This is a genomic window from Streptomyces sp. NPDC007095 (assembly GCF_040634475.1).
Classification (GTDB): domain Bacteria; phylum Actinomycetota; class Actinomycetes; order Streptomycetales; family Streptomycetaceae; genus Streptomyces.
On record NZ_JBEYFS010000434.1, the window covers coordinates 1 to 4,409 of the forward strand.

The 4,409-nt window shown below is 67.3% G+C and carries 4 protein-coding genes; all 4 read right to left on the minus strand.

All coding sequences use genetic code 11. The features are described 5' to 3' along the window. Positions 1-32 precede the first annotated feature (32 nt). Positions 33-764 carry an IS3 family transposase gene (locus tag ABZ656_RS56715; RefSeq protein ID WP_360280394.1) on the minus strand — a complete coding sequence of 244 codons (732 nt, stop codon included), beginning with the start codon at positions 762-764 and terminating at the stop codon, positions 33-35. Then, positions 761-1,069, minus strand: coding sequence for a transposase (locus ABZ656_RS56720; RefSeq protein WP_360280397.1), 309 nt, complete (start codon positions 1,067-1,069; stop codon positions 761-763). Before ABZ656_RS56720 ends, ABZ656_RS56715 begins: the two co-directional genes overlap by 4 nt. 910 nt (positions 1,070-1,979) lie before the next feature. Beyond that, positions 1,980-3,071, minus strand: a complete 1,092-nt coding sequence (locus ABZ656_RS56725) for an integrase core domain-containing protein (RefSeq protein ID WP_101403370.1) — start codon at positions 3,069-3,071, stop codon at positions 1,980-1,982. A 653-nt stretch (positions 3,072-3,724) separates the two neighbouring features. Next, the coding region (locus tag ABZ656_RS56730) for a TauD/TfdA family dioxygenase (protein ID WP_360280400.1) at positions 3,725-4,409 on the minus strand (685 nt) is incomplete at its 5' end.

Consider the following 4,409-nt stretch of genomic DNA (forward strand, 5'->3'; position numbering starts at 1 on the left):
AGGACACTCACGGGGTCAGTCATAAGCAAGAGTCAGACCGCCTCAGCCGGGGCTACCCGATCCTTGCGGGATCCGGTGCGAAAAGACTGACAGTCGTACGAGTCCCCGACCGAGCCCATGGACGCCGCAACTCCCGCTCTCAGGAGGCGAGTTGTCAGCTTCACGGATGTGTACTGACAGCCGTGATCGGCATGGTGTACGAGTTGTCCGGGCTCGACCTCTCGGCTGGCCAGGGCGTACTCCAGGGTGGTGAGGACCAGGTCGGCGTCCGCGCGGGCGGAGGTCTCCCAGGCCACCACTCTCCGGGAGAACGCGTCCCGGATCGCCGAGAGCCACAGCGGCCCTTCGCCGGTCGAGATCATCGTGAGGTCGGTGACCCACAGCCGGTTCGGCGCGGGCGCGGTGAAGTCGCGCTCGACCAGGTCCGGGGCGAGCGTGGCCTTGGGGTCCCGGCGAGTGAAGCCCTTCCGGCGCGGGCTGATGCCCACAATGTCGGCCTCACGCATCAGTCGCTCGACCCGTTTGCGGCCCACGTGGACGCCCTCGCGTCTGAGGACGGCGTGGACGCGCGGCGAGCCGTAGATCCCGCCCGAGTCGGCGTGGATCTCCTTGATCTGCTCGGTGAGTTCCGCGTCCCGGCGCACGCGTTCGCACGGCTCACGCTCGGCACGGCGCCAGCGGTAGTAGGTGGAGGAGGCGATGTGCAGTTCCCGCAGGACGGGCTCGACCCCCAGGCGTGGATGCTCGTCGAGGAGCGCCGTCACCTGGGCCGGGTCGGGTCGAGCTGGGCCGCGAAAAAAGCCGAGGCCGTCCGCAGGACCTCGTTCGCCCGCTTGAGCTGGACGTTCTCCTTGCGCAGCACGGTGAGCTCCGCGCGTTCGTCGGTGGTCAGCCGGTCATCCCGCTCGCCGGCGTCGGCCTCGGCCTGGCGGATCCAGCCGCGCAGGGCCTCCGGGTGCACACCGAGATCGACGGCGAGCTTCTTGATCTGGGGCTTCGGGTCGGAGGTGCGATACATCCGCACCGCACGCTCACGCAACTCCAGCGAGTACTTTCTGGGGGCAGCCATGGTCGATGTTCCTCTCATGAGTCCCATCTGACCCTCTGTCAACTCACTCCGCATCTCGGGGGAAGCTCAGGGACGGAGCTTTGCGAATGTCTGGGCGAGCGGACCAGCTCCGCGAGGTCACCCATGTCCATGGCCGGTGAGGCCGCTGACGTCTGTTGCGCCGGCGTGAACTCCAAAGCAGCCATCAGACGGCAGGTTCCATCACTGCGGGCACGGTGAGAGAGCACCAGGTCTTCGTGCAGTCGGGGCTGACACCCCAGGACCGCTGTACTCGGAAGCGATGGCCGCAACGATCCACAGCCCCCGACCGCTCTCGGCATCCAGCTCCGGCGCTCTTGCTACGGCCTGGACTGCCTTCGTCGGTCTCGTCCAATCCGGACAGGTCGGTTTCGACAAGGGAGACATCGACTAGCCCCAAGTAGCCATGAGGACGCGGGTGGCGGACGCCTGGCGCGGGGGTGCAACGGCGACCGCCGCTCTCGCATTCAGAAGGCTGACGGTGGGAACTCCAGCGCGTGCTCGCTCTTCAGCGGCTGCTCGGCAACCGGCATGAGCTCGCGCTGCTTCCCGGCACGGCTCGCATGCGTACAGGGCCCGGACCTGGGCCGGAGTCCTGCTCGATGGTGCACACCAGGACCCCGGTTTGAGAGGACTCGCGGCGGGAGTCGAACAGCCAGAAGTCGGCCGTGGCCAGGTGGAACTTTAAGCTGTGCTGGGATTTGTGGTGGCGCTGATGCCAGGGTTACGGCCCGGGCTGGCTCTCGCTGTGCGCCTGGTGTTTTGCCGCGCAGCGGGACAAGCGGGGTAGCAGGGTGCGGTTCACCACCGCCCGCGGGTAGCCCGGCCTTGCCCGAGATCGGCAAGGCCCGACCGCGAGTCAGTGCGGGTGCCGATAAATCATCCGCACTGGTCAAGCGGCATGTCGGTAGTCGTGAAGGATGCCGCCAAGTCGGTCGTGTCGGCGAACGTCGAGGCGCATGATCTGCTCTGGATCGGTCATCGGCTCGGGCAGCGCGCGCAACGGCGCGGCCTGCCCGAGGGTCCGATGGGGTCGATGCCCGTTGTAGAACTGCTCGAACTCGCGCAGCGCGTGGTGGAGGTGGCGTTCGTTCCAGATCAAAGTACGGTCGAGGAGCTCGCGCCGGCAGGTCTGCGCCCACCGTTCCGTGATCGAGTTCATTCTCGGCATCCGGACGCCACTGAGTACGACCTCGATACCCGCGTCCGCGAGGACAGGGTCGAACGCGGCGGTGAATTTCGAGTCCCGGTCACGGATCATGAACTTCGCCCTCGCCTTCGCGTCTTCCAGATCCACGACGAGATTGCGCCCCGACTGCACCACCCAGGCCGCGGTCGGATGCGTGGTGGCCTCCAGGACCCGGATTCTGCGGGTGGCGTGCTCGATCATGGCGAACACGTTCAACCGCGCGCCGGTCAACGTGCGGATCTCGAAGAAGTCGCACGCGAGTATGGCCTCGGCCTGACCATGCAGGAGGGCGGCCGAGGTGCTGTGGTCCCGCTGCGGCGCAGGGTCGATGCCGTGTTCCTTGAAGATCTCCCACACGGTCGAGGCAGCGACCCCGCTGCCGAGAGCCGCGAGCTCGCCGTGCACGCGCCTATAGCCCCAATGCGGGTTCTCCTTGGCCAAACGCAGCGCCAGGGTGCGGATCGAGCGGAGGGTCCGCGGTCGTCCCCGCCGACGTCGTAGGCGGGTCGCGGCATGACGTTGCTTCAGCAGATCGTGGTGCCAGCGCAGGATCGTGTTCGGCCGTAGCAGCAACAGAAGGCGACGCAGTTTCTCCACGGGCAGATGGTGCAGCAGGCCGGCCAGCAGAAACCGGTCATCCGGGGTGAAGGCGGGCTTCGTGGCCTGGCGCCGCAGGACGGTCAACTGGTGCCGTAGGACCAGGATCTCGATCTCCTTCTCCCGCTCACTCATCGGAAGAAGGCGTATGAGGGAGAACGTGTTCGTGACGGCAAGGCAGGCCAGGCGCAGCAGCACGACTGATCATCATGCCAGGACAGGCGCTTCCCCACCGCCCCAGCGGCCCCACCTGCAGCCAACCACCCATCACACCGCTGACCTGGCCGGATGATTTATCGGCACCCGCAGGCTTGATCCGATGCTCAACCGCCAGTCGGCGGGCTCCCTTGTCCGGGGGACTTCCTGACGAACTGGCCATCACGAACCCGGTGTTGGCGGGCAATCGAGTGGCCCCTCCTGTGTGGCGCCGATCTGCGGACGGACGCCACACAGGAGGGACGCCCGTCCGCAGATCGGCGCGGGACTGCCTGGGGAATCAAGCCGAGTAATTATGAGACCGCCCCGAGCGACGGGGGATGGGCAGTGCCGCTTTCTCGAACCCCATAGGCAAGAGGATCACCGTGGTCACAGGAGCGGTTCAGCACTCGTCCGTGGCCTGGTCCTCGCTGCGATGTCGAACGGCGGTTGCTCATGCCGGCTCCGCCGGGATAACGACCCGCCTGCCGTGCAGCCCTACGGGATCGACACATCGTTCCGGACCCCTCGGGCAACAACGTCCGGCTCACGCAGGTGCTGGAGTTCGATGCGGAACGGCACTGACCTCAGGCAGCGCGGTGAGGCGTCGTACGCGGGACCGGGGTCCGTGCACGACGCCTCACCGGGGCAGGACATCAGCCCTTGACGGGGCCTCCGTTGATGGCGACGCGCTGGCCGTAGCGGGCGTAGGGGTAGTAGTCGTACGTCGCGTGGTGCTGGACGCACCGGTTGTCCCAGAAGACGAGCGTGCCCGGCGTCCAGCGGACGCGGCAGTGCAGGACCGCCCTGCGGGCGATGATGTCGAAGAGCATGTCGAGCAGGGCCCGGCTCTCGTCGGCGGAGAGCTGCGGGATGCGGCTGGTGTAGGCCTTGTTGACGTAGAGCAGTCTGCGGTCGGTCTCGGGGTGCCGGGCGACGAGCGGGTGTTCGCTCTTGGGGATGACGTAGTCCGCGGGCGGTGTGTATCCCGCCAGGGCCTGCGCGCCGTCGTGTATCGCGGTCAGCGGGTCCAGCAGGGCGCGCATGGCAGGTGAGAGCATGTCGTAGGCGAGGTGCATGTTGGCGAAGAGGGTGTCGCCGCCGCATCCCGGCTCGGGAATCTCGGTGATGTAGAGCATCGACCCCAGTGACGGTTCGGCGTCGGCGGTACCGTCCGCGTGCCATCCGTTGCCCGCCACGTCCGCCGCAGCCGACGTCGTGCGGATCTCCAGGATGTAGGGATCGCCCTCGGGCGGCGGCGGGTTGACGGGGCGCAGTTCGCCGAAGGCGGCGGCGAAGCGCTTGTGATGCTCGGCGGTGATCGTCTGATCGCGGAAGACG